Below are 620 nucleotides of genomic sequence, written 5' to 3' on the forward strand. Positions count from 1 at the left end.
CTATAAAAACATTTAATTCGTTGAATTGTTCCTAATTCTTTATTTTCAATTAAACTTACTTGAAAATAAGAATCAGCATCACTAAATCCAGCAAACCAACTATTACTATCAAGAGGACTTGAATCTAATCCTAAACACACAATAAATTCTTTATCAATATTTTTATTATTTAACCAATTAATAAGTCTATGAAGAGCCTCAATTTTAGGAGTTCGCATTTTCCCATTAATTAATTTAACTAATTTTAATAATCCTGTAATATTTTGAATTTCATATAAATAATAATTACCTTTTTTAGGTTTTTGAATAAATCCACAATTTAATACTTGTTGTAATTTTTCAGCTAAAGGTAAATCATATTGAGTAAATACAATTCTAATAACAGGATGTGTTAATTTTCCATTTGGAGTTTTTTCTTTAGTAGGTACAATAATAGTACCATCACCTTCAATTAACCCTGCTAAATAATAACCTAATTGATTATTATTAAAATAAACATTGTGTGTAGAATAATTTTGAGTTTGAATATATGAAAACATGAAATTAGTTAAACCAGTAGACAAATTTGATTTAATTGAAATTAGGCTTTTACCGAATCCTCCAATTAATGCTGGCATAAC

At 24.5% G+C, this 620-nt stretch carries 1 protein-coding gene; it reads right to left on the reverse strand.

Translation table 11 applies throughout. From position 1 onward, the window contains the following. A partial coding sequence (locus ACYVIP_RS44585; RefSeq protein WP_460407292.1) for an LAGLIDADG family homing endonuclease occupies window positions 1-620 on the reverse strand: 620 nt, incomplete at both ends.

The sequence above is a fragment of the Actinophytocola sediminis genome, assembly GCF_054779715.1.